The organism is Pseudomonas sp. BRG-100 (genome assembly GCF_000737955.1).
In the GTDB taxonomy this organism is placed as follows: Bacteria; Pseudomonadota; Gammaproteobacteria; order Pseudomonadales; family Pseudomonadaceae; genus Aquipseudomonas; species Aquipseudomonas synxantha_A.
In genome coordinates this window covers 1798252-1823997 of record NZ_JPRX01000001.1, presented here as the reverse complement: position 1 = coordinate 1823997, position 25746 = coordinate 1798252, and the positions used below count along the sequence as shown (strand labels likewise).

Below are 25746 nucleotides of genomic sequence, written 5' to 3'. Positions count from 1 at the left end.
CCATGTGGCGGCCAGGCCTTTTCATTGAGTTCATGGAGTTTTACATGTCGTTCTTTAATGCGATTGCGGCTTTCAAAGGGGCTTTTCTCGGGGCCTTGCTGGGTAATCATGCGCCGCGAAATGATTTCGCGGTTACCCAACCGTATAGACCTCATCATGGCAGTTCAGGTCATTATCACCGCCCGCATTTTAGCTATGCCCAACCCACCAGGTATCACAACCCGTCATACCTGCATCAACAACCGGTCAACGGGTATCAATCACCCAGCAGACCTTTGTATCCGCTGTTTCGTTAAACCCGTGACAGGCTTGGCCTGAAACAACTGCGCCAAGGCCCGTTACCAGCGGCCTTTGCGCAGTAGGGTCGTAGTGCGGGGTTACAGCGCTCCAAACACCTTCTTTGCCAAACTGGTGGCAGCCGCCGCCGGATTCTTGCGAATCGTCTCTTCCTGCTGCGCAATCATCTTGAACAAACCATCCAGCGCTTGCTCGGTCACGTAGTTTTCGACGTTGGCGCTCTTGGCATCCACGGCGCCGAAGGCCGCGGCCTTGCCGGCCAGGGCGTTGTACTGCTGAGCCACGCCGACCTTGTCGGTAGCGGCCTTGACGATGGGCAGGAACTTGGCGCGGATTTCCTCTCGGCTGCTTTTGTTCAGGTATTGGGTGGCAGAGTCCTGACCACCGCTGAGAATGCCCTTGGCGTCGGTCACGCTCATGTTTTTCACCGCATTGACCAGAATCGGCTGGGCCTGGGTCACGGCGGTTTCAGCCGCTGCGTTCATGCTGGTTTCCAGCTGCGTGACCTGGTCACCCATGCCGAACATTTTCAGTTTGTCGGCGACTTTGCCGAGCTTGCCCGGCAGGCCGATTTTTACTTCCGGGTTGTTGCTGAAACCACCGGGCTTGCCCAGTTGTTTGACGGCAATCTGCGCACCTTGGGTCAAGGCATCCTTGAGGCCGCCGCTGGCGTCGCCCTGGGACAGGCTGCCAAGGTCCAGGGCCATGGCGTTGGCACCGAACAGCAAGCCGGCACACAGGGCGGTGAGGCGAAGAGATTTGCGGAGCATGGGCGCTTCCTTATGACGTGGAATGTTCAGTGTGCGACTGCATCAACCCGCAGGCGCAACGGTTGTGGATCCTGGCCATTGAGTTGCACGGCGTGCCGCTCTGTAGTGATAAACAGTAGCTTGCCATCCAATTCGATGCGAGCGCTGACCGAGTAAGTATGGCCTGGCTTGACCTGGGCCGGGTCATAGCTCAGGTGAAACGGCAGAGGCACCTGGCCTTTGACCGGGCCTTTCTGTTCGGCGAGGGTCACGGCCGGGGCGTCCATGAGGGACACATCTTGCAGGCTGACGCTCAAGGTGGCAGCAGGCGGCAGGGCAATACGTTGCAGATAGAACACTTCGCCGTCGAGGCTGGCTTTTGGGGTTGGGGTCATTGATTGGCAGGCTCCGAGCAGGGCGGTCAGGCCCAGGAGAATGATCTTTTTCATGGTGCAGCTCCTTTTCAACGGCGCCGGAATCCGCCCGGCGCCTCAGTCAATCTAACGGCTTTGTTCAGGTGTGACCGCTTCTGCTTGCGCCAGCGCTTCGGCTGCGCCATCTACGCGGTGCAAGGCCACCTGGCGGATCGACAGGCGAATATCGGCCGGCAGCACGCGTTTGGCGGCGCCTTCAGCCAGTTCGCCGAGCAGGTCGTGATAGCCCAGCTTGCCGGCTTCATCGCGACGCAGCACATCTTGCTCCAGCAACGTCTGAATAAAATGTCGGAAAAGACTCTTGTCGAAGAATTCCGGGGCGTTGAGACCGTGCAGGATTGATAGGCGCTGGGCCATGATCGTGCACAGGTCTTCCAGTTCTTCGGCGCTGATGCTGTTCTGGCCGCTGTTGAGCAGCAGCGATATCGCCATGTAGAACCGTTGCAGGGTCTGGGCGATGCTCTTGGACAACAGCGTCAACAGCACAAATTGTCGCGAACTCGGCGCCGGGCGCAGGTACACAGCGTTTTCGAAGCGCAGCAGGCCTTGTTCGACAAACGCGTCCAGCCACTGGTCGACCACGGTGTCCAACTCTTCCAGCGACCAGCGGATAAACAGCTCCGATTGCAGGTACGGGTAGAGCGCACGGGTGTAGCGCAGGATCTGTTCGCGGCTCATCCGCGAGCTGCTCTGGAAGAAGCTCGCCAGCAACGCCGGCAGGGCGAAGATATGCAGCACGTTGTTGCGGTAGTAGGTCATCAGGACGGCGTTCTGTTCGTCCAGGTAGACAATCTTGCCCAAGGCGTCGCTTTGTTCCGACAGCAGCTTCATGTCCTTGACGTGCTTGATCAGCGCCAGGCCATCGCCCTCCGGCAAGGTCGTGTGGGGCGAGTAGGGCACGCGACGCAGCAGCGCCAGGTACAGGTCGAGCTGGCGCGCCATGGCTTGTTCATCCAGGGCCAGGCGTGTGGTCGACAGCAGGGCCAGGGCCACCAGGTTCACCGGGTTGATCGCCGCGGCTTCGTTCAAGTGCCGCGCCACCTGCTCGCCAAGGCGGTTGGTGGTTTCGTTGAGCCACGCCGGCTTGTAGTTCGGGCCCAGTTCCTGGGCGCGCCAGTCCGGTTGCTCGGCGTCGAGAAATTCGGCCAGCTTGATCGGCTCACCGAAGTTGACCGCGACCTGGCCGAAGCGCTGCTTGAGGGCGCCGACCACTTTGAAAATATCGAAGATCGACTCTTTCTTCTTGCTCGCGCCCCGCAATTCGCCGAGGTAGGTGCGGCCTTCGAGCACGCGTTCATAGCCGATATACACCGGCACGAACACGATCGGCATACGCGAGGAGCGCAGGAAGCTACGCAGGGTAATCGCCAGCATCCCGGTTTTCGGTTGCAGCATGCGCCCCGTGCGCGAGCGGCCGCCTTCGACGAAGTACTCCACCGGGAACCCCTTGGTGAACAGGGTGTGCAGGTATTCATTGAACACCGAGGTGTACAGCGGGTTGCCCTTGAAGGTGCGGCGCATGAAGAACGCACCGCCACGGCGCAGCAGGCTGCCGATCACTGGCATGTTGAGGTTGATACCGGCCGCGATGTGCGGCGGGGTCAGGCCGTTCTTGAACAGCAGGTACGACAGCAGCAGGTAGTCGATGTGGCTGCGGTGGCAAGGCACATAGATCACCTCGTAGCCTTGGGCCACCTTCTGCACGCCTTCGATGTTATTGACCTTGATACCGTCGTAGATCTTGTTCCAGAACCAGCTCAGCACCACTTCCAGAAAACGGATCGCGGTGTAGGTGTAGTCCGAGGCAATCTCGTTGCCGTAGCGCAGCGCCAGGGCCTTGGCTTTTTCCGCAGAGATTTTTTCTCGTTCGGCTTCATCAAAAATGGCCTGGCGCACCAGCGGCATATTCACCAGCCCCTTCACCAGGTTACGGCGGTGAGACAGGTCGGGACCGATCACTGCCGTCTTCAGGTTACGAAAGTGCACGCGCAGGATGCGCTGGGCCATGCGCACGGTGCGTTCGTGACCTTTATTGTGCTCGATCAATTCACGCAGGTTGATTGGCGCGGAGAATTGCACGCGGGTCTTGCGCCCCAGGATCAGGATGCTCAGCAACCGGCGCAGACGCCCGGTCACCGCCCAACTGTCGGCAAACAGCAGTTTCCACGGGCTGGACTCGCTTGCAGGAGACTGACCCCAGAACACGCTGACGGGAATGATTTGTGCATTCTCTTCGGCGTGCTCGGTGAGGGTATTGACCAGGCGTGTCAGGGTGGGCGGTGCACCGCGCTTGTCCTGGCGGCCGAGCCAATCCGGATCCGGCGTGAGATAGAAGAACGCCGCGGGCTCCATCAATGGGCCTACCGACACTGGCAGCACCGGGCGCGGCAAGCCGGCCTTGGTGCACTCGGCATCGACCACCGCCAACTCGGTGAGGGAGGGTGATTGCAGGACGTAGAAAACCGGCCGGCTGCGGTCCAGGTTAAGGGTGAGGGACGACTGGTTGATCGTCTCCGAGCGAACCCAGAGGTACAACAGTCGGCGCAAGGTGCCAAACACCAGACGGCGGAACGGGGAGCGGGTCATAGGCGAACTGCTTCAAGTGGAAAAAACCGAGCAGATGCTCGGGCAGGTAGTGTGCCGTATTCACCGAAAATCGGCAAAAAAGCAGCGATGTAAACTTGAGTTGATGGTTTTTGAGCCTGTCTTATACTCGGCAGTTCAATACGTGCGACTCAACAATAAAAAACCAGTGGGAGTGAACAGATGGCAACGCGCGAAACCGGCAATGTGAAGTGGTTCAACGATGCAAAGGGCTACGGCTTTATCCAGCGTGAAGACGGCAAGGACGTGTTTGTGCACTACCGCGCCATTCGCGGTGAAGGCCACCGCTCGTTGGCCGAAGGCCAGCAGGTGGAATACGCCGTGGTCACGGGGGAGAAGGGCTTGCAGGCAGAGGATGTGGTCGGTTTGTAAGTTCAGCACTGAACCAATGTGGGAGGGAGCAAGCCCCCTCCCACACTTTTGATTGGGTTTACAGATCAGGATCAGGTGGTCTTCCAGGTGATCTGCTCTTCACCGTCTACGCTGATGCGAATCCAGGTATCGGCACTTTCCTCGCCTTCTTCCTCAACCCACGTCCCCGGTGCGCAGCGCACTTCAACATTCAATGCGGCAAACGCGGCGCGGGCGCAGGCGATGTCGTCGTCCCACGGGGTCTGGTCGCTTTCCAGGTACAGGCTGTTCCATTTGCCTACAGCCTTGGGTAGCCAGGTAACTGGCACGCTGCCGGCCTTGCACTTGTAGGTCTGGCCTCTCTGGACCCAGTCGGAGCAAGGGCCCAGGGCGGCGCCCAGCCAGGCGGCGATGGCCTTGTGATCGACGTCGGCGTCTTTCAGGTAAATCTCGATATCGGGTTGGCGCATGGATGTTCCTCGTTGCGGGATTCGAAAATCCATTCGCGGATATTTGTAAAGTCAGCTATTGAAGCACGAAATAATCGTAGCGCATCGACACCGTGACCTGCAGCGGCTCGGCCGCCTCGATCACTTCGGCGCGGCGCTCGGCACTGGCCCGCCAGCCATGAGGCGTCATGGCCAGCAGGTTGGCGCGGTCGGCAGGCTCGGCCAGGCTCAGGGTGAACTCAAGGGTTTCACTGTGCGCCAGGCTCATGCCCTCCGGCACCAGGGCCAGGTGTTTATCATCGGTGTACTCGCGCACTTCGTCGTACAGGCGCTCGCGCAGTTCCATCAAGTGGCCGCTGGTCGGGCCGACCTTCATCAAGCCGCCGCCGGGGCTGAGCAGGCGCTTGGCTTCTTGCCAGTCCAACGGGCTGAACACGCTCGCGAGGAACTGGCAGCTGGCATCGGCCAAGGGTACTCGGGCCATGCTGGCGATCAACCAGGTCAGCGCCGGGTTGCGTTTGCACGCGCGCTTGACCGCTTCCTTGGATATATCCAGGGCATAGCCATCAGCGTCGGGCAGCGCCTCGGCAATTTGCGCGGTGTAGTAACCCTCGCCACAGCCGATGTCGACCCAGCGCTGCGGTGCGCGCTCGGCGGCCAGCTCGGCCAGGCGCTTGGCCACCGGGGCGTAGTGCCCGGCGTTGAGGAAGTCACGGCGTGCCTCGACCATGGCCAGGTTATCGCCCGGGTCACGGCTGTTCTTGTGCTGCACCGGCAACAGGTTCAGGTAGCCCTGGCGCGCACGGTCGAAACGGTGCCCGACCGGGCACGCCACGCCATTGTCCACCGCGTTGAGCGGTGCGCTGCAAATGGGGCAGGCAAGCATCAGGCGAGCAACTTGATCAGGGTCTGGTAATAGATTTCGGTCAGCACATCGAGGTCGCTGGCCAGGATGCGTTCGTTGACCTGGTGGATGGTCGCGTTGACCGGGCCCAGCTCGACCACCTGGGTGCCCAGCGTGGCGATAAAGCGCCCATCGGAAGTACCGCCGCTGGTGGACGCCTTGGTCTCACGCCCGGTGATCGCCTTGATACTGGCAGATACTGCATCCAGCAGCGCACCCGGCTCGGTGAGGAACGGCAGGCCCGACAGCGCCCAATCCACATGCCAGTCCAGGCCATGTTTATCCAGGATGGCCGCGACCCGCTGTTGCAGGCCCTCGACGGTGGATTCGGTCGAGAAGCGGAAGTTGAACACCGCCGTCAGGTCGCCGGGGATCACGTTGGTGGCGCCGGTGCCGGAGTTGAGGTTGGAAATCTGGAAGCTGGTCGGCGGGAAGAAGGCGTTGCCGTCATCCCAATGCTCGGCAGCCAACTCGGCCAGAGCCGCTGCAGCCAGGTGGATCGGGTTCTTCGCCAGGTGCGGGTAAGCCACGTGGCCCTGTACGCCGCGTACGGTCAAGGTGGCACCGAGGGAGCCACGACGGCCGTTCTTGACCACATCGCCCACCAGGGTGGTGCTCGACGGTTCGCCGACGATGCACCAGTCCAGGCGTTCCTTGCGTGCAGCCAGGCGTTCGATTACGGCCTTGGTGCCGTGATGCGCCGGGCCTTCTTCGTCGCTGGTGATCAGGAAGGCGACCGAGCCCTTGTGGTCCGGGTAGTCGGTGACAAAGCGTTCCGCCGCCACCAGCATCGCCGCCAGGCTGCCTTTCATGTCTGCCGCGCCACGGCCGCAAAGCATGCCGTTTTCATCGATCAAGGCGTCGAATGGGTCGTTCTGCCAGGCCTGCACCGGGCCGGTCGGCACCACGTCGGTATGGCCGGCGAAGCACAGCACCGGGCCTTCGTGCTTGCCGTGGGTGGCCCAGAAATTGTCTACGTCTTCGATACGCATCGGTTCAAGCGCAAAACCGGCGTCGCCCAGGCGCTGCATCATCAGCTTCTGGCAATCGGCATCGATCGGCGTGACCGAGGGGCGACGGATCAGGTCGATGGCCAGTTGAAGGGTCGGCGAAAGGTCGGCATGGGCCGTCATGGGGAAACTCCGGAAAGCGTGTGATGGGCGCAGGACGAATGTGGAAATATCGAGCCTGGAGCGACGCAATTCCAATGTGGGAGCTGGCTTGCCTGCGATAGCATCACTGCGGTGTGCCTGTCAGACCGCGGCGTCTGCATCGCAGGCAAGCCAGCCCCCACATAGAATTGGGCCAGGCCAAGTCTCACAAAAGGGCCGTTATCTTATAGCAAAACGGCGGCCAGAGGCCGCCGTTTAGTGCATTGCGCAAGTTTTTACACAGCCGTGGCGGGCTCAGCCTTCGGCGCCGGTTTCGGCAGCGACGACAAGAACGCCATGATCAGCGCAGCCACGTAGGGCAGCGACTGCACCAGCAACATCACGACCCAGAAGCGAATGTCATTGCTTGGCAGGCCCTGCACCAGGTAGATCCCCAGCGCGGCGCCCCACAGCAGCAGCATGATGAACATTTCTTCGCGGGCTTCAGAGATCGCTACCCAGAAGCCATGGTTGTCCGCGTTTTTCGGCGTGCGAAAGAACGGAATGCTGGTGGTGAAGAAGCCATACAACACCGCCTTGGCGATGGTATGGGACAACGCCAACCCGGCCAGGGCCGCGCAGAACGCATCTTTCAAGTTCACCCCTACGGCACGACGGTAGAGGAAGATGATCTTGCCGACCTTGAACACGAACAACGCCAACGGCGGGATTGCGAAAATCAGCAACGGCGGGTCGACCCGTGTCGGCACGATGATCATCGCCGCCGACCACAACAGCGCGCCGACGGTAAAGAAGATGTTCATGCCATCCGCTACCCACGGCAACCAGCCCGCGAGGAAGTGGTAGCGCTGGCCGCGAGTCAATTCGGTGTCTTTGCCACGTATCAGGCTGGCGGTGTGACGCTTGATAATCTGGATCGCGCCGTAGGCCCAGCGGAAACGCTGTTTCTTGAAGTCGATAAAGGTATCCGGCATCAGGCCCTTGCCGTAGCTGTCGTGGTAGTACGCTGCCGACAAGCCTTTCTCGAACACGCGCAGGCCCAGTTCGGCGTCTTCACAGATGCACCAGTCGGCCCAGCCCAGTTCCTCAAGCACCGAGCGACGGGTCATGGTCATGGTGCCGTGCTGGATGATCGCGTCACGGTCGTTGCGGGTAACCATGCCGATATGGAAGAAGCCTTTGTATTCGGCGTAGCAGAGCTTCTTGAAGGTGCTTTCGTTCTGGTCGCGGTAATCCTGGGGCGACTGCACCACGGCGATTTTCGGATCGGCGAAGTGCGGCACCATGTGCTTGAGCCAGTTGGGTGACACGCAGTAGTCCGAGTCGATCACCGCGATCACTTCGGCATCCTTGGCGGTGTGCGGGATCAGATAATTCAACGCGCCCCCCTTGAAACCAGCCAGGGGTGCGACGTGGAAAAACTTGAAGCGCGGGCCCAGGGTTTCGCAGTAGTCGCGCACCGGTTCCCATACCGCCGGGTCCTTGGTGTTGTTGTCGATGATCAGGACTTCGTAGTCCGGATAGTCGAGGGCAGCCAGGGCGTCGAGGGTCTGTTTGACCATCTCCGGTGGCTCGTTGTAGCACGGCACGTGGATCGACACTTTCGGACGGTAGTCCGAATCGCCTTCTACCGGCAGGAATTCACGCCGGCGCTTGTGGGTCCATACCGCTTCCGCCAGTTCGTGGGCTTCGGTCAGCAACACGATAAATACGCCGAGAGCACCGAGGGCCAGCAACACGCCGACTATCAGGCTGAACCAGGTGCTGTATTGCTGGCTGTAGTCGTAGCCGATCCATACCAGCACCGACCCGCACAGAAACGCAATAAAGGTCAGGAAGGTCCGGCCCCGCTGGCGCAGCGCCGAGCCGTCGATCATCAACAGGGTCAGGGACAGCAGTGCAAGCACCACCGAGCCGATGGCCAGCACCCGCCATTGCGGGATAGCAACGACCGGGCCTTCAAAATTGAATTTCTGCTGGCGCGCGGCGTTGAACACGCCCCAGTAAGCACCTGCCGAGCCTTCGTCACTGACTTTCCACGGCTGATCGAAGGCCTCGATCACGAAGTAGTTGTAACCCTGGCGGTTAAGCTTGTTTACCAGCGTGCGCAGGTAAATGGCCTGGTCAGCCGGCGACGATTCATTACCACCGCGCATACGGCCGTTACTCGGCCAGCCAACTTCCGACAGCAGCAGCGGCTTTTTCGGGAAGGCTTTCTTCAGATCCTTGGCACGGTCGAGTACGTACTGGCCGGCCTTGTCCATCGGGATGTACTCCCAGAACGGCAGGATGTGCGCGGCGATCAGGTCGACGTGCTTGGCCAGTTGCGGGTTCTTTTCCCAGATGTGCCATTGCTCGGAAGTGGTCACCGGCACTTTCACGGCAGCGCGCACGCGGTCCAGCAACACAATCAGCGCTTCAGGGGTGATTTCGTCACGGAACAAGGCTTCGTTGCCGACCACCACGCGCACGACACTGCGCGAGTTATTGGCGATCTCGATGGCACGCTGGATTTCACGCTCGTTGCGTTCAAGGTCCGGGCTGATCCAGATCCCCAGGGTCACGCGCAGTCCGAACTCTTCGGCCAGCTTGGGGATTTCGCCCAGGGAGCCATCGACCGAGTAGGTACGGATGTTGTCTGTCAGCTTGCTCATGATCGCAAGGTCCTGACGCATCTGCTCTTCAGTCGGAAACTGATTCTTCTGCGGGTACTGGCCTTGCTGGAACGGCGAGTAGGAAAACCCGGAGATCTGTTCAGGCCAGTTGGGAGCGGTGACTGGGCGGTTGATCAGCGCCCAGAAACCGGTGAACAGCGCGGCGATGGCCAGCACGATCACCAGGTTGAGTCCAAATTTACGCGATGCCATGGTTATGTCGGGTTCCAAAAGGTGCGGAACGAAAAGAGGTGTCGGCCTACGCCGAACGGCGCGCATCCTACACCGGCCTTTCCCTGAGCGTATAGCAGACAGAGAAAAGCCGGACGTTAGTCTGCGAAAGTCCACCTAAGTTCTTTACTTGTAGCTGGAAGCTTCGAACTTGTCGCGCTGTAGTCCATAATGCGCGCCGGTTTTTGGGGTAATGATCATGAGTACAGAAGATCCGCGGTTTGCAGGCGTCGCCCGCTTGTACGGCATCGAAGGGCTGGAACGCTTGAAAGCGGCCCATGTGGCGATTGTCGGCGTCGGCGGCGTGGGCTCCTGGGCGGCGGAAGCGATCGCCCGTTGCGGGGTGGGCGAGATTTCGCTGTTTGACCTGGACGATGTTTGCGTGAGTAACAGCAACCGCCAGTTGCACGCCCTGGACAGCACCGTGGGCAAGCCCAAGGTCGAAGTGATGGCCGAGCGCCTGCGAGGCATCAACCCGGATTGCACCGTGCATGCCGTGGCGGATTTCGTCACCCGCGACACCATGGCGGAGTACATCACCCCGAATATCGACTGCGTGATCGACTGCATCGACGCCGTCAACGCCAAGGCGGCGCTGATTGCCTGGTGCAAGCGCCGCAAGATCCAGATCATCACCACCGGCGGCGCTGGCGGGCAGATTGACCCGACGCTGATCCAGGTGTGCGACCTGAACCGCACCTTCAATGACCCGCTGGCCTCGAAGGTGCGCTCCACCCTGCGCCGCGACTACGGTTTCTCGCGCACCGTCACCCGTCATTACAGCGTGCCGTGCGTGTTTTCCACCGAGCAACTGCGCTATCCGAAGCCGGACGGCAGCATCTGTTTGCAGAAGAGTTTTGTTGGCGACGGCGTAAAGTTGGACTGCGCGGGCGGGTTTGGCGCGGTGATGATGGTCACGGCTACCTTCGGGATGGTGGCGGCGACCAAGGCGGTGGACAAGATTGTGGCTGGGGTGCGCAGACCTTCGGAGCGGGTCAAGCCCCTCTGAGTCTCAGAGTTTCACACCGTTCAAAATGTGGGAGGGGGCTTGCTCCCGATGGCGGCCTCAGGGCCGACCAGGATGTTGGATTAGACCGAGTACATATCCGTTATTTAGGTAACGGCCGCTATTGGTTCCGCTTTTACAGCGGGTCACTTTCGAAAAGCGCGAAAGTAACCAAAGCGCTCTTGCCCCACCACTCGGCACCTCGCTTAGGCTCGGTGTGCCCGTAATCCGCCATGGATTTGGGGGGCCGCCGCCACGCGCCATCCATGGCGCGGGGCGGCTAAACCGGCATCCCTGCCGGTTTACCCCCCAAATCCCTGTCGAATTCCGGCCAGCGTGGTTTGACGGGGCGCCTAAGATCAAGATCAAGAGCGGCTCGCTTCGCATCGTGGTTACCGTCGGTTGCTATCAAGTTCTGTAGATGAGGGAGTGTCAGTTGATGCATGTGTGACTGACCTACCGCCATCGGGAGCAAGCCCCCTCCCACATTCAGTTGTGTGTATGGCTTAGTTCGCGCATACGTTGCAGGACTGCATTCAAGCCGTTGGTGCGCGATGGTGACAGCTGCCGGGACAGGCCCAGTTGTGCAAACCAACCCGGCAAATCCACCGCTTGCAGTTCATCAGCCGACAACCCATTGACCCGCGCCAGCAACAGCGCCACCAACCCGCGAATCATTCGCGCCTCGCTGCTGGCAGCAAACTGCCAATGGCCGTCCTGCAAATGCCCCACCAACCACACCAGGCTTTCACAGCCTTGCACCAGGTTGGCGTCGACCTTTTCATCATCCGCCAACGCGCGCAGTCGCTCGCCCCATTGCATCAGCATCCGCGCGCGCTGCTCCCAACCGCCGACAGCCTGGAATGCCTGCAGCGCAGCCATCGCGTCCACTGGCAAGCTCATCGCAACATATCCAGCGCCTGGTCCAACGCTTCAAAGAAGCGCTCCAGGTCATCGGAATCGTTGTACAGCGCCAGGGACACTCGAATGGCGCCGGATAAGTGCAAGGCCTTGAGCAGTGGCATTGCACAGTGATGCCCGGCGCGCACGGCGATGCCTTGCTCGGTCAACAGGTGAGCCAGGTCGGCGTTATGCACACCGTCCACCACAAAGCTCACCAGCGCTGCTTGCGGTGATCCCAGTACGCGCACGCCATTGCGTGCTTTCAGCCCGCGCAGCAAATAGTCGTGCAGTGCCGCTTCATGGGCGGTCACGGCGTGCTGATCCAGTGAACTCAGGTAATCCAGGGTGGCACCCAGGCCGATCACGCCGGCAATGGGCGGCGTGCCGGCTTCGAACCCTAGTGGGGCAGGGCGGAAGCTGGCGCCTTGATAATCTGCCTGCTGCACCATCTCGCCGCCAAACTGCCAGTGGCGCAGGTGATGCAGGGCAGCGTTGCGACCGAACAGCACGCCGATGCCGTCCGGGCCGTAGAGCTTGTGGCTGGAAAATACGTAGAAATCGCAGCCCAGGGCCTGTACGTCGTGGCGACCATGCACGATGCCTTGGGCGCCATCCACAACAGTCAGGGCACCGTTTGCCTGGGCCAGCGTCAGTAGCGCTTCCAGCGGCTGCCAGGTGCCCAGCACGTTGGACAACTGGCTCACCGCCAGCAGGCGCGTGCGCGGGCCGATCAATGATGCGGCGGCTTGCAGGTCGATCACGCCGTCATCGTCCAGGGGCAATACCACCAGCGTCAGCGCACGCCGTTTGGCCAATTGCTGCCAGGGCAACAGGTTGGCGTGGTGTTCCAGGGCGCTGATGGCTATCTCATCGCCCGCATTGAATAGGTGCTCAAGGCCATAGGCCAAGAGGTTCAGCGCAGAGGTTGCGCCGTGGGTGAATACGACCTGCCCGCTGTCGCCTGCATTCAACCACTGCGCGACCTTGCTGCGACTGTCCTCAAAGGCTTGGGTCGCATGGGCCCCCGGCAAATGCTGGGCGCGGTGCACATTGGCTGCGCCATTGGCGTAGTAATGGCTGATGGCATCCAGCAGGGCCTGGGGTTTTTGGGCGGTGGCGGCGCTGTCCAGATAGGTCTGGTCTTGCCTTTGCAGGGTGGCGATCGCCGGGAAATCGGCGCGCCAGGGGGAGGGCACAAGCATGGTGATCAAGACTCGTATAAGCGGGCCGCACCCGAAGGTGCGGCCCGCTAGTGGCATCGAGTGGCTGCTTAGTTGTGAGCGTGCAGCGCTTCGTTCAGTTCGATGGCCGATTTGTGGGTTTTGCACTCCACGGCACCGGTCTCGGAATTGCGGCGGAACAGCAGGTCCGGTTGACCGGCCAACTCGCGCGCCTTGACCACCTTGACCAACTGGTTCTGCTCGTCAAGCAGCGCAACCTTGGTGCCGGCGGTGATGTACAGGCCCGACTCCACGGTGTTGCGGTCGCCCAACGGGATACCGGTGCCGGCGTTGGCGCCAATCAGGCAGCCTTCGCCCACCTTGATCACGATATTGCCGCCGCCCGACAGGGTGCCCATGGTAGAGCAGCCGCCGCCCAGGTCCGAACCCTTGCCGACGAACACGCCTGCCGATACACGGCCTTCGATCATGCCCGGGCCTTCGGTGCCGGCGTTGAAGTTGACGAAGCCTTCGTGCATCACGGTAGTGCCTTCGCCCACGTAGGCGCCCAGGCGGATACGCGCAGCGTCAGCGATGCGCACGCCGGCCGGTACCACGTAGTCGGTCATTTTCGGGAACTTGTCCACCGAGAACACTTCCAGCAGCTCGCCACGCAGACGCGCTTCGAGCTGGCGCTCGGCAAGTTCGGCGATGTCGATGGCGCCCTGGCTGGTCCAGGCCACGTTCGGCAACTGCGGGAACACGCCTGCCAGGTTCAGGCCGTGAGGCTTGACCAGGCGATGGGACAGCAAGTGCAGCTTGAGGTAGGCCTCTGGCGTGGAGGTCAGCGCGGCGTCTTCGGCCAGCAGTGTGGCAACCAGTGGGGTGTGGCTTTCAGCCAGGCGATTCAGCAGCGCGGCTTGAGTGGCGTCGACGTTCTTGAGTGCATCTGCCAGTTGCAGCGCTTGGCTGATGGTGAACGTGATCGCCTGGTTGCCCTCGGTGTAACCCAGGATCGGCGCAATGGCGGCAACGATCTCGGCTGACGGGTTGAGCAACGGTTGTGCGTAAAACACTTCCAGCCAAGCACCTTGGCGGTTCTGAGTGCCGACGCCGAAGCCCAGGCTGAACAGGGAATTGGACATGCTGTTACCTCTACAAAAATGGAAGGCTGGCCTACTTGAGGGCCGCCGAATAACTATCTGGCTTGAAGCCAATCAGGGTTCTGTCACCGAGATCGAGCACTGGGCGCTTGATCATCGAGGGTTGTGCGAGCATCAATTCAATGGCTTTCGACTGATCGAGATCGGCTTTGCGTTCGTCTTCGAGTTTGCGAAAGGTGGTGCCCGCACGGTTCAAAACCACCTGCCAACCGTGCTCGTTGCACCATTGGGTCAAGTGTTCACGGTCGATACCGGCCGTTTTGTAGTCATGGAACTCGTAGCTCAGCGCGTGCTCATCGAGCCAGGTGCGCGCCTTTTTCATGGTGTCGCAGGCTTTGATGCCGTAAAGCTGTAAGTGCTTGATTCCATTGGGCATAAAATCCTCCCCAAAACTTCCCCAATATCGCCCAAAAATTCAGCCGTCGATTATGCCACGTCGATCCACTCAGCGCCTCGGCTGTCGCGGTACAGATCGGTCATTGTGGCCGAACGGTGACCGAGTAGTTTCTGGGCGTCACGGCCTTCAAGCTCATGAAGGCGTGCAGCCAGCGAGCGCTGTTCGTGAAAGGACGGTGGCTGGCGCCCGAAAGTTATCCCCAGCTTCACCCCAGCCTTGTCGCGCGCTTCTGCAAATGCAGAGCTCAGAGTGTCCAGAACCAGCGGCTGGCCAGCCTTTGCCCGGCCCGAAGCTTGTGCATGGTGCACCAGGTGTTGTGACAGAACGCGGTCGCGGCATTGTTTAATTACGTTGGATAGATCCAGGCCGACCGACTCGAGGCGAAGCGCGGTGCTGATCCGCAGCCTGGCCCCGGTCTTGGACTGAACGACATGAAGGAAGCCGTCGTGCACGTCCTTGAAAAGCATCGAGGCTATATCGTCCCGGCGCTGGCCAGTCAGCATCGCCAGCTCCATTGCCCTGCGAAGCCATGGTTTCTTGGCTTCCTCATAGATTGCCTTCCACAGTTCCAGCGTCAGCCGTTCGCGCTTGATGCTCACCCGCGCGGCCTTGGTCACTTCGACCGGGTTGGCGTCTGCCCAACCTCGCGCCTGAGCCTCGGCGAACACGTCTCGCAACAGCGAGCGCATCGCCCTGGCCATCTGCGCCTTGCCCTCTTTGGCCATGCCCGTCAGGTAATCGGCCACATCCATCGTTGTGATGTCCTTAATCCCCTTCGATCCGAAGACTGCCGTCAGGCGGTTTAGCCGCATACCCACGTTTTTATTGCTGCTGGCGGACAGCTTCCGCTCGGCGAACAGCTCGCGGTATTCGTCCAGCCATTCCGAGAACAGTTTTCCCGGCGCTGGCGCCGGCGTGCTCATGCGCTGTGCAAGCGTTGGCTTTATGGCGTCTGCATGGTTGGCGGCGACGGCCTCAACGATCGCCGCCTCCTTGTCCCTGCCCAGGCCGAATACGCGACCACTGATTGGGTCGCGGTAGGTGTAATAAGTGACGCCGTTGCGGGCGTCGGTCTTGCGGTAGAGATTGGGCGGAAGATCCTTTGACCCGGTGTTACGCGGCCTGGGCGCCATTGCGTGCTCTCTCTATTCTGCTGACCAGGCTCCCGCCGACGATCCGTGCGGGCTGTTGATCAGGTTCTTGGTAGTGGGCGTCGGACTCTACATAGTAGTTGCGCCCGTGCTTGACCGGTACCGGCGCGATTCGGCCCTCTCGGGCCCATTTGCGCAGGGTGTTGGGGCTTGGCGGCGTCTTGAACTCGGCCGCCGCCCATTCATCCAGGGTGACTTTGCTCATGGGTTACTCCCGCCGCCCACCGTGGGCCGCGCTGTCTTAATGATGTGGATGGCCAGGCCGAAGGTGATCAGCAGCCAGGCGCATGTGCCGGCGAATGCGTAGAGCAGTGCCTCGGTGGTGCCGGTGTACAGCAGGTCGAGCCCGAGCCAGCCGAACCAGCCGATGGTTCCTACCAGGTACAGAAAAGCGCCCAGCAGTATCAGGGTGAGTTTCATAGCGAACATGGGGTGTCCTTGCCGCGCTGGGCGGCAGAAGGTGGTTAATCCATTTGGTACCAGACGCCGCAGTCGACACCGTCGGCAGTCAGCGATTTGTACATGGCCTGCACGCCGACGTAGCGCCGGTTACCCTGGCCATCGAAGGGCGCACTGAGGTGAAAGGCGCGGGCATGGTAGGTGCTTGCTGCCTGCATCCAACCTTGAAGGCCGGCATCGTGCAGGGTCTTTTCGCGTAGCAGGCCGACCCGGAGGTATACGCGGTCGAGGTTCGCGCTACCGCCATCGTCCGGAGCGGCGGCTGCTGCGGCTTTACCTGCTTCGATGGCGCGCGCGACCGCCGCCACCAGCTTTGGCAACTTATCTTTGGTCATGAGGATACCTCGCCCGCCGCTCACCGGCAGGCATGTAGGGGGATTTGGGTTAGGCTGTTGCTTTGAAGGTGATGCCGAGCTCAGTAAGTGCATTGCGTACATCAATCACCGGCACCAGACCGATTGCACAATCCGCCGTGTCGTCTTTCTCGCGATCCAGGCGCCCGTCGTTGTCCCAGGCCTCGACGGCTGGCAGGTCCACCACTAGGGTTTCACGAGAGCGCTTGAACCAGTACCAGGCCCGGGCAACGCGCGGCACGCTGTAGCTGTCGCCCTGGCGCTGCAGTTTGATGAAAGCCACTGGCATCTTGCCGTTGTCGTCGCTGAAGGCTTGTTCGAACTGTTCCTGCATTGTCTGCGTCATGGCTTATTCACCTTGTAGATGAAGACGTAAGCGAACCAGAGGGGCGATCATGGCGTCACCCGCTTGAACTCGACCACCCAGACCCACGGGTTGGCGTCCCAGTCGCCGCCGGTGGAGTTCCACAGATTGGCGAACGCCCAGCGCGGACTCCCGAGGCATTCCTCATGGCTGGTGGTTTTGTCCCAGGCCCAGCCGGCGCGCTGCTGGTGGCCGGCCTGCGACGGACAAATGCCGACGTCTTTCCAGCCAGTGCCGCTGTGGCCGCACTTCTGGCCGTAGTCGGTGAAGAAGCAGCCCTCGGCCTTGGCTTGGTCTTCGCTGATGTCCTGCAACCGCTCGACGCGCACGCCGGTGATCTCCAGCAGGATGCGGCAGGCGGCGCGTGGCATATGAATGCTGGGCTTGTACTTCAAGCCGAAGTCTTTCCTTGCCTCGTCGCTGTGCGATCCGGGGCGGCAGTCTGCGGCGTAGGCGTAGCGCTGAAGCGGGCCGTCCGGGTCTGGGCGATGCTCAACACCGGTACCGCGCAGATCAATGAATGTCTCGCGCACCCACAGCCGATCACCGCGCCGCCCATATGGGCATCCGCCGTACATGGCAAGCTCAGCGGCGCATTCTTGTTCAGTCGCGCCAAAAGCGGCGAAACCCCAGCGTGGATGGTCTTGAACGACGGCAATCCACTGATGCTCCGGGGAGTCGGATTTGCTACGGCTCGGGATCTGATTGCCTTTGACCAGGCGGCGCGTGACTGTCTTTTGTCCGGACAGAATCGCGCGAACCATCGCACTGTTGAAAAGAATGGGCCGCTCTTTATGGAGTGGCTCCGGCGCCCGACGCGGCTTGGCCATTTTCGCCTGGCACCGCTTACAGCTGACGAAGTCGCGTTGGTGTGTTCCGTCCCACGCTACTTCTGAATCTTCGTTCAGGCCACAGGCCGAGAGCGCCCAGCGCTCGTTATCCTGAGTGCACCCTGAGTCGACGATCAGGTGGTTTTTTCTGGGCATGACTTCGTCCTTGCCGCTATAGCGGCTGACTTTGAAGGGGGAGGGGTTACAGGTTTTGCGGGTGGAGTACGGATGTACTCCTATCGGGATTTGGCGTTCTGCCGTGATAAATCCAGGGCGTCTTCGCCTTGCTGGGTCATCTCCCAGAGAGCAGGGCTGCGCTGCACACGATTCAGCAGGCCGAGCTGGGTGAGCAGGTCAAACCAGTGTCGGCCAATGTCGGCGCCTTGACCGTCGTCCGCGCATTCTTGGAAGCGCTCCAGCTTGCGGATCACCTTGTCGGCGAATGGGTGCGCCACCGCTACCGGCGCGGGCTGCTCGCGGTCAGGGTAGGCGCCTGGCAGTGGCGACATGGCCGGCTTTGTCGCCTGCTTGGCGCGAATTTGCTCGACCTTATTCCAGATGCGGGCCAACTCGGTTTCGCCGGCGGTGTGCATATCCAGGCCGGAAGCCAGGCACAGCGCGGCCAGCGTGACCATCACGCCGCCGACCTCCTGCGATGGCTCGCCAACCGTGCGGCTGTACACATAGTCAACAAGCTGGTGCGCTTCGCTGGCAGTGCACTGGTTGGCCTGCACCAGTTCGAGCGCTTCCTCAAGGAAACGATGGTTGCGCTCCTGGCGGTCTGCGGCAATCGCTTCGCCGAAGCAAGCCATCATCCACGGCTGTACGCGGGATTGGAACGGCGCGGGCTGCTCGGCGTAGAGTGATTGAACCTGCTCCTTTTCGTCGTCCCAATCCATCACCACGACTGCGCTGGTAGTGACATGGCCGGTCGCAATGTTCAGCCACGCCACCGGCTCGCCATGGGGCTGGGAGGCTGGCTTGCTAGCTCCTGCGCATGAGCCGCACGGCACGCCATCAAGGTAAGTACCGTGACCGACGCATTGAGGGCAGCGCTTAGATGGATCCAGGCGCCAAGCATTAGCATCCGCAGCAGGCGCATCCAGCAGGGCGCGCAGCTCACGAATAGCGGCATCTTTTACGGGCGCTTCATTGCTACGGACCAGGGTAACTGCCGCACGCAGTACCAGCACGCCGTCAATCGTTTGGTTGGTGGTCATGGCTTCAGGCTCCAGCAAATATTGTTCGATCCGTTACTATCTGCCACGACATACCCGAGCTTTTCCATCTTGCGAAGGTCGCGGCGCACTACCGAGCAAGCCTCACGCATATGTAGGCCTACCATGTAGGTTGTGGTTGCCGGAGAGTCGCCGAGGTATCGAGCGATCTTCAGGTACTGCGCTTGTTCATTGGTGGTTACGGTCATCGCCTGCCAGTCTTTGGCGATTCGGATTTCGTTCTCCGTCAGAACACTCATAAATCACCTCAGCAAATCAGTTGTGCCAGTGCCAGCAGGCACCAGCAGTAGGCGGGGAGTTGGGTTAGGGCTTTGCGTTGGGCAGCCTTGAGCAGTGTGGGCAAACCCAGTCACCACCGACCTTTTTCCAGCCAGTTTCCTTCGCCTCCTGCTCCAGGCCGCGAACCACTTGAATGATCGAGCGCTGGTTATCGGAGGATTCGGCCATTGGCCCGTCGTTGTCATGGCTATAGCAGCGCGCCTTGCCGTCAAATTCGGCGCTGCTCGAAGTTCTGTTGTCGCAACGGATTTCAATCCACATCGCCACCACCCTCTGCTGGCTTGAGTGCGATATCAATAAACTGGACGATCTTCGGATCTGTGATCTGGCTGCGCACCCACATCAGCGCTAGCTCAAAATCGCCTCTTCGACTCTCCAGCGCATCCGCCAGCGCATCCGCCCGCTCATCCGCTGCGGTCAGGCGCTGTTGCAGGGCTTGCTCGCGGGCGAGCGAATTGTGCAGCTGCAACTGAATGTCAGCCACTTGCTCGGCAGTCATGCTGCCGCAGAGCTTCAGGTAGTCCTGATGCTCCCTGGCGTATCGCTGCGGAAGGGTTTCGTCTTGATTGGTAGGCATGGGGAGTCCTTGCCGGGCCATGCCCGGCGGTGGAGTGGGGGAGTTATGCGGCGTGCGCTTGGCGTTCTTCGGCTCGCCAGGGGTCGTTGGCCCGTGCCAGCGCAGCCATCGGCGGCGGGCTGACGCTGTTGCCGCACATGTGCACCTGCTGGGTCTTGGTGAACGGCTTGCCGTCTGCGCCGTGGCTGATGATGTAGTCGGCCGGGAACCCCTGGGCCTTGTACAGCTCGGCCGGCTTCAGCATCCGCAGGCAGATATCGACGATTACGTAGGGCGTGCCCTTGACAATCACGGTCACCATGGCCAGGCGGTCCTTGGTGGTGATCGTCGGCGCCGGTGAGTCGCAGGCGCTGATGTTCTCGGTACCGTAGTAGCTGATCAGGAACGCAGCAACGCGCAGGGCGCCGGCTTCGTGTTCAGGCGACAAGGTGAGCGACACCAGCGAGCTCTTGCCACCGCCGCCTGCCGTGATGGTCGGCGCCGGCTCTTCCAGGCCCTGGCCAACACTGCCGCCAAATGCCCGCTCCATGAATGCACTGACCAACCCGTGGTGCTGGCCGCCGGCGCTTACGGTGTGAAGCGGGTCATTGAGGTCGCGCGCATCGCAGTTGCCACGCAGGTGCACCAGGTTCGCCACGGCCAACTGCTGCTGGCTGCCGGTGTTGGTGACCGTCGTCATGGGTTCGTGCATGCTTTTGGCGTGAGTGGTGTTGAATCCGCCATTGGCCTGAATCATCACTGCGGCGCTGACGGACTGGCCGCCGCCGCTGGCAGTGATGGTGCCGATCGGGCCGCAGATGTCGTTCACCCCGTGGGAGCGCCGCTTGTTTGCGCCAGAGCCCTCGCCGTGCCCAGCCTGGACGATGCAGGCTGAAGCCAGCGCTCGGTGGTTCTGGGTCATCAGCGTGCCCACCGGCTGGTCCATGCCCACCGGCTTTCCTGAGTACTCCGGGCCACCGGCCCCAACCATCAACGGGCTGATCAACGTCAGTTCGCCGCGGTTCGCGCAGGTCACCGTCGGCAGCGGGTCGAGCGGGTCATTGATTCGGTCACTACCCTGGTGCGTTGCCGGTGCGATGATTGGGCTGACCACACTGAAGGCGCCGCCCTTCGGGTAGGAGGTGATTGTGCGCAGCGGTTCATCTGCTGACTGAACTGCCTCGCCGGACCAGTTGGCAATCGGCACAATGAATGGTGCCGCGCTGTCGATGACGAACTTCTTCATTCCCTTGGCAACGCGACGCAGGGTCGCCGGGGCCAGGTCTTTCTTGCGGCCGAAGATGCTTTTGCCGAGGTCAGTGAAGTCGATGCAGTCAGCGGCTGTCTTCCACTCTTGCTGGCCTTTGGTGGGGTTCTTGACGTGGGTCGGCTCCGGCCAAACGATCGGCTGCCCGTCGCACCGGCCGATCATGAACAGCCGCTCCCGGCTGGTGGGCGCGCCGAAGTCGCAGGCCCGGATCACCTTCCACTCAACGACGTAGCCCATGCCTTCCAGTAGGGCCACGAAGCGGCGCCAGGTCCGGCCGCGCTGCTTCGGGTCGGGCACCAAGAACTGGTTGGATACGGGCACCTGCTCGCCTGGCGCAGCGACCCGGTTGGTGGTCGCTCCCTTCTTGGTAGGGTGCGGAACCTGGTCGAGGGTGACGACGCGGCCGGTGGCCTTGTCGCGCTTGGCGATCAGTCGGCCCCACTGCAAGATCTGCTTCACGTTCTCCAGGCTGATCACCCGGGGGCGCTTCATGCCAGCCCACTTCAGCCCGATCCACGACAGGTTGCGGATCTCGCGCTTGCGCGGTTGGCCGCCGGCCGCCTGGCTGTGGTGCGTGCAGTCCGGTGACATGTGGAACCAGCCCACTGCCTTGCCGTCGCACTCGGTGTCCGGATCACCCTCGAACACGTCGGTGGTGAAGTGCTTGGCGCCAGGGTGGTTGATGGTGTGCATGCTGATCGCTTGCGGGCTGTGGTTCTTCGCCACGTTCACCGTGCGGCCCAGGCCCATCTCCAGACCGGTACCGGCGCCACCACCGCCACAGAAGAAGTCGACAACGATCTCATCGTCCTGAGGGTTGAAGCCGAGTCCGTATTGGGTTTTGAAATCGAAGGGATGTTTCTTCTGTTGTGCGGACATAGGGGATCCTCGCCGGCTGGCGTGATTGTTGGATATGGGGTATTACGGGTGACCGGCATGGAGCCGGATCAAGGAGCTGAAAATGAAACGTCACGAATATTTTGTTGAGGCCAGCAGGCTTTCGAACTCTTTCGGGCAAAAGATGGAGGCGGTGGAGGCATTCTTAGAAAAAGACCCAGAGCTGAAAGAGCCGGGCGCCCTTGATAAATATTGGGAGCTTGAGAACGAGGCTCAAGCTGCTGCAGGTCAGTGGGTGAGATTCTGCTCTGAGAACCGTCCCCTTATCCGGGGCTGATGACTTCGTCACCTGGATCTTGCTGAATCATTTGCATGCTCTTTCTGTGAAAATCCCGCGCCACGTTTTCAGAGATTGCGATTTCGTGGCGCGGCGGTTCCAGCAGGAAGCTGGCCTTCGAACCAAGCGCATGCAGGTGATGAATCATCAGCGTCATCGCCTCGCCTTGCTCAGTAATGCCTGACCACTCCATCAGATCGGCCAAGGCCTGCCGGGTGCCTGGGCGCACCCTGAGCCTCAATTCCTCTTCGGCATTTGCCACGCGCTTCCTGGCAGTTTTTGCCGAGCGTTCCTGCACAGTCTTGGCCATGGCCTACCTCTTCTATTCCGCTGGCCGGCAGTGCGAGCCAGGTTTGTCGTTTGCGTTGCTGAACTCGCCGCTTCATCGGAATGCGGGTTTCAGCTTTGGATAGTCGATCTCGCATTCCTTGATCAGGCGGTAGAGCAGGGTGGAGCTGATCTTTAGCTTGATGCAGCACTGCTGCCGACTGACGCCAGCGGCGATGCACTCGCCTATACGGACGACCAAAAACGCATCCCTGATTGAGTCAACTTTGTTTGGCGGGCTTGGTAGCTTTGGCCTGATGGGGAATGTGATTCCGTACCGGCCAGCGATCCCTTTTAATACGCCGATGGTGATGCCTTCCTTCTCGCAGATATCGCGGCGGCTCATGGTTGGCGCCATTTCTCGGATGCGCGCTACCTGTAGATCGGTCTCGGCTTTGACCTCCTGGCGCTGAAAGAATGGTGGCTGCTTGAGGCTGGCGAGTACTTCTGGCCTGGGCTTTGACTGTCCAGAGCTGTCGATCTTGCCGCCGGCTGCCAGGAACTGCGCAACCTGGGCCGCCAGTTCGTCGGATGCTGGCCGAAGGCGCTCTACTTCGTTCTGTAGGATGCTGATCATGCTGCTTTGCTCCTCATCCGCTCCCGCATTTCCTTCTCCAGTTCTGCCAGCTCTTCCAGGAAGGCCTGGATCTCGGCTTCCATGTCCCTGGCACGCTTGAAGTCGAATTCGTACCGGAAGCAGACGTATTGGAGTTCATCCGGCAGGCGGTCGTCGTAGCTCACGAAGTCTGCCCACTTGCGCCCCGTGCACGCCATCTGGGCAAGCATCTGCCACTCGTACTGTGGGTCGTGCTTGCCTGACTGCATTGTCGCGATATGGGTGGCGGTGTTCGGGCACTTGATCTCAAGCACTCCATCATCACCAGCAAGCCCGTCGGGTGACGCGCCGAATCCCTGAATCTTTGGGTGCATGACAAGGCCGGTCTCGGCGACCATCAAGCCCTTATCAGCCTCGTAGGCCATGCAGGCGAATGGCTCAAGTTCGACGCCGCGCTGCACTGCGGCGTTACGCGAAAGGTCGCTTCCGCCTTGTTGGCCGGTAAGCCTTTCGCACAGAAGCTCCATCATGTAGTTTTTGCGTATGGCAGAAGGAGCGCCACCGCGCCCGCTGGCCATCACATCCTTGACCCGGCTGGCCGTTACGTTGCCAAGCCTGGCCGCAAACCATTCAGCGCTACGCTGCTCCATCTAACACCTCCTCAGCCTGCCCCTCGATGGGCTCGGCCGCTGCTTTCAGGGCTTCACTGCGCTTGGTCACCTCCGCCTTGAAGCGGGCATGGCCGGCAGCATCTTTGGCTTGTTTCATGGCAGCTGTGGCGTTGTGGTAAACCTCTGCGAGCGCTTCAAGGCTGCCGGCGCGCATCGCCAGATCAATCCAGTTGTTCACCATCTCCGGATCGGTTGGTGCGGATCCTTGGATTGATGCGAGGCCTTCGCCGCCGTCGGTGTTGAGGTGGTGGATGGCCTGCTCCAGGCGTTCCGTCTTCGGCCAGTACTTGTAGCCGCGCTTTACGACGGTCTTCTTCATCATCTCGCCAGGGTCGGTCACCCAGGGACAGGACTTCTGCTTACTGATCCAAGCCTTCCACGCGCTGGACCGGTCACGAATAGCGTTCACATCGTCGATGCTCATCGTCTCGGTGAGGTAGTCGCCATCGGCAGTCTTGACCACTACGTAAACGCCGACGACATCGCCGCGGTCCTTGGCGAACGGGTTGTACGAATGGGTTGGTGGCTTATCGAAGCCGTTCAAGGCAAATGAATCGGCCGTATACACCAGCTCGGCCTGTGCCCAGCGGATTGCGCCGGTAGCCATGGCCAAGTCCATCAGGCCGATATAGCTGATGTCGAGACAGATCTTGCCGTCGCGAGGAACCAGGTAAGCCTGCTTCTTGGCAGGGTTCAGGCTGATCCCAATGGCGGCTATATTCGTGATTGCGTTGACCACCGACTGCCGGTTCTGTACGGCGATCTTGGTGGCGTACTCGCTGGAGGTGATCACCTGAATGGCGAATTCAGCCTCGCGTTCGAAATTCAGGGAGCGATCGGTCAGGACGTTGGCGAACTGATTGCGCGCGCCGTAGATGTCCTCGGTGATTGTTGCGACGGCCTGGCTCATGGCGACCTCAGTACTGGATGGACATGGAGGGAATGAAGCCGCTTGCAACCAGCTTCACAGCCAGCCGGGCACAGTCTTCGGTCATACCGTGCTCAATGAATGCTTCTTTGGCGGCCTTGTAGATCTTCCCTTTGTGGGCCTTGTCAGCCTCCCGCAGCTTTTCCTGACGCAGGATTTCGTCTGCAGCTGCATCGGCCCTGGCCTTCTCAGCTAGTCGCGCCTGTTCGACGGCTTCTTCCTGTCTGCGTATGGCCGCAAGTCGGTCTTGCTCTGCGCGCTGCTCGGCGGCGATTCGGTTTGCCTCGGCTTGCGCTGCTGCTGTGCGGGCTTGCTCGGCCTGCAACTCGAGCTGCATACGCTGGCGCTCAGCGGCGGCCTCGGCGTCCAACACTGCCTGAGCAGCGGCGCGCTGTGCTGCTGCAGCCTGATCAAGCAGCTCCTGTTCTCGGCGGGCGGCAGCCAAGCGCTCAGCCTCGGCACGCTCAGCTGCTTCACGGCGGGCCTGATCAGCGGCGGCCTGGGCGATAGCGGCGTCACGGTCACGCTGGGCCTGGGCTTCTGCTTCGGCGCGCAACCGTACGAGTTCGGCCTGTTCGGCCTCGTGCTGTGTGCGCTCGTTTTGCATGGCCCGCAACAAGGAAAGGGTTCGGTCCTTGGCCTGGGCGGCCTCCGGAAGGAACTCTTCCCAAGAGTCGCCGAGCTCGATGGCTTCCAGCTGGACAATCACTTGCGCCACCGCAGCTGCAGACGGCGTTGCGCCAAACACTTCCATATCCTTGATGGCCTGGATGTTGTCGACGTGCCGGTCCTTGCGGGCCTGCTCGGCATTTTCCCAGTCGGTCAGGGGCTGGCGGGTTGTGTCGCGCAGGTTGTCCATCTTGGTGACGAACTCGCGCAGCTCAGCCTCGACGACCTTTGGCATTTCCTTGAGGCGCTTCAGGTAGTCACGCCCAGGCTTCTCTACTGCGGTCTTGGACTTGCTGACAGTCGCGGCCAGGCTGGCGATGCGGGCTCGGCCCTTTGCGGTCTTGAGGTCTGGCACCTCGCCAGTTACTTCGGCCTTCACCGCTTCGAAGAACTGGCCCAGGCCGCCGGCCACGTAGATGGCCGGCGCATTGTCGGCGCTGATGTCGTCGATGGTGATGACTTGCTGTTGTGCGGACATGGGGAATCCTTGCCGCGATGGTCGCAGCG

General features: G+C 61.1%; 31 protein-coding genes. 4 read left to right on the top strand and 27 right to left on the bottom strand.

Features of this window, described 5'->3' with window-relative positions; all coding sequences use genetic code 11:
- The first annotated feature begins 44 nt into the window (after positions 1-44).
- A complete protein-coding gene (locus tag JH25_RS28615) occupies positions 45-296 on the top strand; it encodes a hypothetical protein (RefSeq protein ID WP_143508414.1) in 252 nt (83 codons plus the stop codon).
- An 81-nt stretch (positions 297-377) separates the two neighbouring features.
- On the opposite strand, the gene JH25_RS19110 is transcribed toward JH25_RS28615, so the two are convergent.
- Genes JH25_RS19110 through plsB form a run of 3 tightly spaced genes read right to left on the bottom strand, consistent with a single transcriptional unit; the run spans position 378 to position 4066 of the window.
- Entirely contained in the window at positions 378-1067 is a 690-nt protein-coding gene (locus JH25_RS19110; protein ID WP_005785540.1) for a DUF4197 domain-containing protein, read from the bottom strand.
- A 26-nt stretch (positions 1068-1093) separates the two neighbouring features.
- Entirely contained in the window at positions 1094-1495 is a 402-nt protein-coding gene (locus tag JH25_RS19115) for a YbaY family lipoprotein (protein WP_032877466.1), read from the bottom strand.
- Between the two features lie 51 nt (positions 1496-1546).
- Entirely contained in the window at positions 1547-4066 is a 2520-nt protein-coding gene (gene plsB, locus JH25_RS19120; protein ID WP_032877465.1) for a glycerol-3-phosphate 1-O-acyltransferase PlsB, read from the bottom strand.
- Between the two features lie 180 nt (positions 4067-4246).
- Between plsB and JH25_RS19125 the strand changes: the two genes are divergently transcribed.
- The gene (locus JH25_RS19125) at positions 4247-4456 is read left to right on the top strand and encodes a cold-shock protein (RefSeq protein WP_003219353.1); all 210 of its coding nucleotides are present in this window, start codon (positions 4247-4249) and stop codon (positions 4454-4456) included.
- A gap of 71 nt (positions 4457-4527) precedes the next feature.
- Here JH25_RS19125 and JH25_RS19130 read toward each other — a convergent pair whose 3' ends face one another.
- The 4 genes from JH25_RS19130 to JH25_RS19145 all read right to left on the bottom strand — a co-directional run bounded on the left by JH25_RS19130 (position 4528) and on the right by JH25_RS19145 (position 9767).
- Positions 4528-4905, bottom strand: coding sequence for a hypothetical protein (locus JH25_RS19130; protein WP_032877463.1), 378 nt, complete (start codon positions 4903-4905; stop codon positions 4528-4530).
- Positions 4906-4960: 55 nt separating this feature from the next.
- A complete protein-coding gene (locus JH25_RS19135; protein WP_032877462.1) occupies positions 4961-5770 on the bottom strand; it encodes a putative RNA methyltransferase in 810 nt (269 codons plus the stop codon).
- Entirely contained in the window at positions 5770-6921 is a 1152-nt protein-coding gene (gene dapE / locus JH25_RS19140; protein WP_005785553.1) for a succinyl-diaminopimelate desuccinylase, read from the bottom strand. The genes JH25_RS19135 and dapE overlap by 1 nt, the downstream gene beginning before the upstream one ends.
- Before the next feature lie 254 nt (positions 6922-7175).
- Positions 7176-9767, bottom strand: coding sequence for a glycosyltransferase (locus JH25_RS19145; protein WP_005785555.1), 2592 nt, complete (start codon positions 9765-9767; stop codon positions 7176-7178).
- A gap of 217 nt (positions 9768-9984) precedes the next feature.
- Here JH25_RS19145 and tcdA point away from each other — a divergent pair, with 217 nt between their 5' ends.
- Positions 9985-10794, top strand: a complete 810-nt coding sequence (gene tcdA, locus JH25_RS19150; RefSeq protein ID WP_371920232.1) for a tRNA cyclic N6-threonylcarbamoyladenosine(37) synthase TcdA — start codon at positions 9985-9987, stop codon at positions 10792-10794.
- Positions 10795-11280: 486 nt separating this feature from the next.
- Here the strand turns inward: tcdA and JH25_RS19155 are convergent, their stop codons facing one another.
- From JH25_RS19155 to JH25_RS19220, 15 genes are all read right to left on the bottom strand, one after another.
- A complete protein-coding gene (locus tag JH25_RS19155) occupies positions 11281-11694 on the bottom strand; it encodes a SufE family protein (protein WP_032877459.1) in 414 nt (137 codons plus the stop codon).
- Complete coding sequence (locus JH25_RS19160; RefSeq protein ID WP_032877458.1) at positions 11691-12896, bottom strand: aminotransferase class V-fold PLP-dependent enzyme; 1206 nt, start codon at positions 12894-12896, stop codon at positions 11691-11693. The genes JH25_RS19155 and JH25_RS19160 overlap by 4 nt, the downstream gene beginning before the upstream one ends.
- Before the next feature lie 68 nt (positions 12897-12964).
- Positions 12965-13999 (bottom strand): 2,3,4,5-tetrahydropyridine-2,6-dicarboxylate N-succinyltransferase, encoded by a 1035-nt coding sequence (gene dapD, locus JH25_RS19165; protein WP_032877456.1) that lies wholly within the window; start codon positions 13997-13999, stop codon positions 12965-12967.
- Between the two features lie 31 nt (positions 14000-14030).
- Positions 14031-14393, bottom strand: a complete 363-nt coding sequence (locus tag JH25_RS19170; protein ID WP_005785565.1) for an ArsC family reductase — start codon at positions 14391-14393, stop codon at positions 14031-14033.
- A 50-nt stretch (positions 14394-14443) separates the two neighbouring features.
- Positions 14444-15547, bottom strand: coding sequence for a phage integrase Arm DNA-binding domain-containing protein (locus JH25_RS19175; RefSeq protein ID WP_032877454.1), 1104 nt, complete (start codon positions 15545-15547; stop codon positions 14444-14446).
- Positions 15528-15770, bottom strand: a complete 243-nt coding sequence (locus tag JH25_RS19180) for an excisionase (RefSeq protein WP_032877453.1) — start codon at positions 15768-15770, stop codon at positions 15528-15530. The genes JH25_RS19175 and JH25_RS19180 overlap by 20 nt, the downstream gene beginning before the upstream one ends.
- Positions 15767-15994, bottom strand: a complete 228-nt coding sequence (locus tag JH25_RS19185; protein WP_032877452.1) for a hypothetical protein — start codon at positions 15992-15994, stop codon at positions 15767-15769. The genes JH25_RS19180 and JH25_RS19185 overlap by 4 nt, the downstream gene beginning before the upstream one ends.
- 35 nt (positions 15995-16029) lie before the next feature.
- Positions 16030-16359: a hypothetical protein gene (locus JH25_RS19190; protein WP_032877451.1), complete on the bottom strand. Its 330-nt coding sequence runs from the start codon at positions 16357-16359 to the stop codon at positions 16030-16032.
- A 49-nt stretch (positions 16360-16408) separates the two neighbouring features.
- The gene (locus JH25_RS19195) at positions 16409-16723 is read right to left on the bottom strand and encodes a hypothetical protein (RefSeq protein ID WP_032877449.1); all 315 of its coding nucleotides are present in this window, start codon (positions 16721-16723) and stop codon (positions 16409-16411) included.
- A gap of 47 nt (positions 16724-16770) precedes the next feature.
- Positions 16771-17727: a hypothetical protein gene (locus JH25_RS19200; protein WP_032877448.1), complete on the bottom strand. Its 957-nt coding sequence runs from the start codon at positions 17725-17727 to the stop codon at positions 16771-16773.
- 80 nt (positions 17728-17807) lie between these two features.
- Positions 17808-18791 (bottom strand): hypothetical protein, encoded by a 984-nt coding sequence (locus JH25_RS28920; RefSeq protein WP_201772881.1) that lies wholly within the window; start codon positions 18789-18791, stop codon positions 17808-17810.
- Complete coding sequence (locus tag JH25_RS19205; protein WP_032877447.1) at positions 18788-19048, bottom strand: hypothetical protein; 261 nt, start codon at positions 19046-19048, stop codon at positions 18788-18790. The genes JH25_RS28920 and JH25_RS19205 overlap by 4 nt, the downstream gene beginning before the upstream one ends.
- A gap of 64 nt (positions 19049-19112) precedes the next feature.
- Positions 19113-19349, bottom strand: a complete 237-nt coding sequence (locus JH25_RS19210; protein ID WP_032877446.1) for a hypothetical protein — start codon at positions 19347-19349, stop codon at positions 19113-19115.
- On the bottom strand, positions 19339-19665 hold the full coding sequence (locus JH25_RS19215) for a hypothetical protein (RefSeq protein ID WP_032877445.1): 327 nt from the start codon (positions 19663-19665) through the stop codon (positions 19339-19341). Before JH25_RS19215 ends, JH25_RS19210 begins: the two co-directional genes overlap by 11 nt.
- A 43-nt stretch (positions 19666-19708) precedes the next feature.
- Positions 19709-21793: a DNA cytosine methyltransferase gene (locus JH25_RS19220; protein WP_032877444.1), complete on the bottom strand. Its 2085-nt coding sequence runs from the start codon at positions 21791-21793 to the stop codon at positions 19709-19711.
- 82 nt (positions 21794-21875) lie between these two features.
- Between JH25_RS19220 and JH25_RS19225 the strand changes: the two genes are divergently transcribed.
- Positions 21876-22088 (top strand): hypothetical protein, encoded by a 213-nt coding sequence (locus JH25_RS19225; protein WP_032877443.1) that lies wholly within the window; start codon positions 21876-21878, stop codon positions 22086-22088.
- On the opposite strand, the gene JH25_RS19230 is transcribed toward JH25_RS19225, so the two are convergent.
- From JH25_RS19230 to JH25_RS19250, 5 genes are all read right to left on the bottom strand, one after another.
- The gene (locus tag JH25_RS19230) at positions 22075-22398 is read right to left on the bottom strand and encodes a hypothetical protein (RefSeq protein WP_032877442.1); all 324 of its coding nucleotides are present in this window, start codon (positions 22396-22398) and stop codon (positions 22075-22077) included. The genes JH25_RS19225 and JH25_RS19230 overlap by 14 nt on opposite strands.
- A gap of 72 nt (positions 22399-22470) precedes the next feature.
- Positions 22471-22992, bottom strand: a complete 522-nt coding sequence (locus tag JH25_RS19235; protein ID WP_032877441.1) for a hypothetical protein — start codon at positions 22990-22992, stop codon at positions 22471-22473.
- The gene (locus JH25_RS19240; protein ID WP_032877440.1) at positions 22989-23621 is read right to left on the bottom strand and encodes a lambda exonuclease family protein; all 633 of its coding nucleotides are present in this window, start codon (positions 23619-23621) and stop codon (positions 22989-22991) included. The genes JH25_RS19235 and JH25_RS19240 overlap by 4 nt, the downstream gene beginning before the upstream one ends.
- Positions 23608-24552: a RecT family recombinase gene (locus tag JH25_RS19245; protein ID WP_032877439.1), complete on the bottom strand. Its 945-nt coding sequence runs from the start codon at positions 24550-24552 to the stop codon at positions 23608-23610. The genes JH25_RS19240 and JH25_RS19245 overlap by 14 nt, the downstream gene beginning before the upstream one ends.
- A 7-nt stretch (positions 24553-24559) precedes the next feature.
- On the bottom strand, positions 24560-25717 hold the full coding sequence (locus tag JH25_RS19250; protein WP_032877438.1) for a hypothetical protein: 1158 nt from the start codon (positions 25715-25717) through the stop codon (positions 24560-24562).
- Positions 25718-25746: the final 29 nt, after the last annotated feature.

Excerpts from the sequence above, each read along its gene's own strand:
- JH25_RS19235 (WP_032877441.1), bottom strand. The coding sequence starts at position 22,992 with ATGATCAGCATCCTACAGAACGAAGTAGAGCGCCTTCGGCCAGCATCC.
- JH25_RS19245 (WP_032877439.1), bottom strand. The coding sequence starts at position 24,552 with ATGAGCCAGGCCGTCGCAACAATCACCGAGGACATCTACGGCGCGCGC.
- JH25_RS19190 (WP_032877451.1), bottom strand. The coding sequence starts at position 16,359 with ATGACCAAAGATAAGTTGCCAAAGCTGGTGGCGGCGGTCGCGCGCGCC.
- JH25_RS19215 (WP_032877445.1), bottom strand. The coding sequence starts at position 19,665 with ATGCCTACCAATCAAGACGAAACCCTTCCGCAGCGATACGCCAGGGAG.
- JH25_RS19225 (WP_032877443.1), top strand. The coding sequence starts at position 21,876 with ATGAAACGTCACGAATATTTTGTTGAGGCCAGCAGGCTTTCGAACTCT.
- JH25_RS28920 (WP_201772881.1), bottom strand. The coding sequence starts at position 18,791 with ATGACCACCAACCAAACGATTGACGGCGTGCTGGTACTGCGTGCGGCA.
- JH25_RS19130 (WP_032877463.1), bottom strand. The coding sequence starts at position 4,905 with ATGCGCCAACCCGATATCGAGATTTACCTGAAAGACGCCGACGTCGAT.
- JH25_RS28615 (WP_143508414.1), top strand. The coding sequence starts at position 45 with ATGTCGTTCTTTAATGCGATTGCGGCTTTCAAAGGGGCTTTTCTCGGG.
- JH25_RS19125 (WP_003219353.1), top strand. The coding sequence starts at position 4,247 with ATGGCAACGCGCGAAACCGGCAATGTGAAGTGGTTCAACGATGCAAAG.
- JH25_RS19110 (WP_005785540.1), bottom strand. The coding sequence starts at position 1,067 with ATGCTCCGCAAATCTCTTCGCCTCACCGCCCTGTGTGCCGGCTTGCTG.
- plsB (WP_032877465.1), bottom strand. The coding sequence starts at position 4,066 with ATGACCCGCTCCCCGTTCCGCCGTCTGGTGTTTGGCACCTTGCGCCGA.
- JH25_RS19220 (WP_032877444.1), bottom strand. The coding sequence starts at position 21,793 with ATGTCCGCACAACAGAAGAAACATCCCTTCGATTTCAAAACCCAATAC.
- JH25_RS19210 (WP_032877446.1), bottom strand. The coding sequence starts at position 19,349 with ATGTGGATTGAAATCCGTTGCGACAACAGAACTTCGAGCAGCGCCGAA.
- JH25_RS19200 (WP_032877448.1), bottom strand. The coding sequence starts at position 17,727 with ATGCCCAGAAAAAACCACCTGATCGTCGACTCAGGGTGCACTCAGGAT.
- dapD (WP_032877456.1), bottom strand. The coding sequence starts at position 13,999 with ATGTCCAATTCCCTGTTCAGCCTGGGCTTCGGCGTCGGCACTCAGAAC.
- JH25_RS19145 (WP_005785555.1), bottom strand. The coding sequence starts at position 9,767 with ATGGCATCGCGTAAATTTGGACTCAACCTGGTGATCGTGCTGGCCATC.
- JH25_RS19240 (WP_032877440.1), bottom strand. The coding sequence starts at position 23,621 with ATGGAGCAGCGTAGCGCTGAATGGTTTGCGGCCAGGCTTGGCAACGTA.
- tcdA (WP_371920232.1), top strand. The coding sequence starts at position 9,985 with ATGAGTACAGAAGATCCGCGGTTTGCAGGCGTCGCCCGCTTGTACGGC.
- JH25_RS19195 (WP_032877449.1), bottom strand. The coding sequence starts at position 16,723 with ATGACGCAGACAATGCAGGAACAGTTCGAACAAGCCTTCAGCGACGAC.
- JH25_RS19155 (WP_032877459.1), bottom strand. The coding sequence starts at position 11,694 with ATGAGCTTGCCAGTGGACGCGATGGCTGCGCTGCAGGCATTCCAGGCT.
- JH25_RS19135 (WP_032877462.1), bottom strand. The coding sequence starts at position 5,770 with ATGCTTGCCTGCCCCATTTGCAGCGCACCGCTCAACGCGGTGGACAAT.
- JH25_RS19160 (WP_032877458.1), bottom strand. The coding sequence starts at position 12,896 with ATGCTTGTGCCCTCCCCCTGGCGCGCCGATTTCCCGGCGATCGCCACC.
- dapE (WP_005785553.1), bottom strand. The coding sequence starts at position 6,921 with ATGACGGCCCATGCCGACCTTTCGCCGACCCTTCAACTGGCCATCGAC.
- JH25_RS19180 (WP_032877453.1), bottom strand. The coding sequence starts at position 15,770 with ATGAGCAAAGTCACCCTGGATGAATGGGCGGCGGCCGAGTTCAAGACG.
- JH25_RS19205 (WP_032877447.1), bottom strand. The coding sequence starts at position 19,048 with ATGAGTGTTCTGACGGAGAACGAAATCCGAATCGCCAAAGACTGGCAG.
- JH25_RS19250 (WP_032877438.1), bottom strand. The coding sequence starts at position 25,717 with ATGTCCGCACAACAGCAAGTCATCACCATCGACGACATCAGCGCCGAC.
- JH25_RS19185 (WP_032877452.1), bottom strand. The coding sequence starts at position 15,994 with ATGTTCGCTATGAAACTCACCCTGATACTGCTGGGCGCTTTTCTGTAC.
- JH25_RS19170 (WP_005785565.1), bottom strand. The coding sequence starts at position 14,393 with ATGCCCAATGGAATCAAGCACTTACAGCTTTACGGCATCAAAGCCTGC.
- JH25_RS19115 (WP_032877466.1), bottom strand. The coding sequence starts at position 1,495 with ATGAAAAAGATCATTCTCCTGGGCCTGACCGCCCTGCTCGGAGCCTGC.
- JH25_RS19230 (WP_032877442.1), bottom strand. The coding sequence starts at position 22,398 with ATGGCCAAGACTGTGCAGGAACGCTCGGCAAAAACTGCCAGGAAGCGC.
- JH25_RS19175 (WP_032877454.1), bottom strand. The coding sequence starts at position 15,547 with ATGGCGCCCAGGCCGCGTAACACCGGGTCAAAGGATCTTCCGCCCAAT.